At 70.3% G+C, this 1,200-nt stretch carries 2 protein-coding genes; both read left to right on the top strand.

Translation table 11 applies throughout. From position 1 onward, the window contains the following. Positions 1-294, top strand: a 294-nt coding sequence (gene tatA, locus ABEB16_RS01030; protein WP_425560067.1) for a Sec-independent protein translocase subunit TatA, incomplete at its 5' end; no start/stop codon positions are given. 15 nt (positions 295-309) lie between these two features. Beyond that, the gene (gene tatC / locus ABEB16_RS01025; RefSeq protein ID WP_345710422.1) at positions 310-1,161 is read left to right on the top strand and encodes a twin-arginine translocase subunit TatC; all 852 of its coding nucleotides are present in this window, start codon (positions 310-312) and stop codon (positions 1,159-1,161) included. Positions 1,162-1,200: the final 39 nt, after the last annotated feature.

Genomic DNA, 1,200 nt, shown 5'->3' with positions numbered 1-1,200 from the left:
CGTGGAGGACCGATGTTCCGCAACCTGTTCGATCACCCGGCAGTCCTGGTCGTCCTCGTGGTGCTGGTCATCGCGCTGTTCTTCAGCAAGCGCCTGCCCGACGCGGCCCGCGGCCTGGGCCGCTCGATGCGGATCCTCAAGAGCGAGGTCAAGGAGCTCAAGCGCGACGACGCCGCGCCGCCGAGCGCCTCCGCCGACGGTGGCGTCGTCGAGGGCCGCGTCGACGACGACACCCGCCCCGGCACCTCCCCGACGCACACCGGCACCTCCGGTCCCGGCACCCACACCTCCTGAGGCGCTCGAGCCCCGATGGCCGTGCCCACCCTGCGACGCCGCCCGCCCCGTGACCCCGAGGGCCGCATGGCCCTCAGCGAGCACCTGCGGGAGCTGCGCCAGCGCATCACCCGCGCCGGCATCGCCCTCGTGCTCGGCTCGATCGCGGGCTGGTTCCTGTGGGGCTCCTCGGGCAGCATCGGCTCCTTCCGCGGCGTCTACGCCTACATCCAGGACCCGCTGGTGCAGGCCGCGGCGGAAAAGGGCATCGAGGCCAGCGTCAACTTCGGCCAGATCGGCTCCGCGTTCGACTTCCAGCTCAAGGGTGCGCTGTGGGTCGGGGTCCTGGTCAGCAGCCCGGTGTGGATCTACCAGATCTGGGCGTTCATCACCCCGGGCCTGACCCGCAAGGAACGCCGCTACGCCATCGGGTTCATCAGCGCCGCCGTACCGCTGTTCCTGGCCGGGGTGGGCGTGGCGTGGCTGGTGCTGCCCAACGCGGTGGAGTTCCTCATCGACTTCACCCCCACCGACGGCTCCAACATCATCAACGCCACCGACTACCTCAGCTTCACGATGCGCATCCTGCTGGCCTTCGGGCTGGCCTTCCTGATGCCCGTGGTGCTGGTGGGGCTGAACTTCGCCCACCTGCTGTCCGGGCGCGCCGTCCTCAAGCAGTGGCGCATCAGCGTCTTCCTCAGCTTCCTGTTCTCGGCGATCATCACCCCGACCTCCGACATCACGACGATGCTGGTGCTGGCGCTGCCCCTGCTGGTCCTGTTCGCCATCGCCACGGGCATCTGCCTGCTCAACGACCGCCGCCGGGCGCGCACCTCCGACGAGCCGGACTACAGCGCCCTCGACGACGACACCGCCAGCACCCTGTAGCCCCGGTGCCCGCCCGCGGCCGCGTCGGCCTGCTCGTCA

The sequence above is a fragment of the Kineococcus glutinatus genome (genome assembly GCF_039542765.1).
GTDB lineage: Bacteria > Actinomycetota > Actinomycetes > Actinomycetales > Kineococcaceae > Kineococcus_A > Kineococcus_A glutinatus.
Note: the sequence above shows the minus strand (reverse complement) of the source record. Positions and strands in the feature narration are given on the sequence as shown.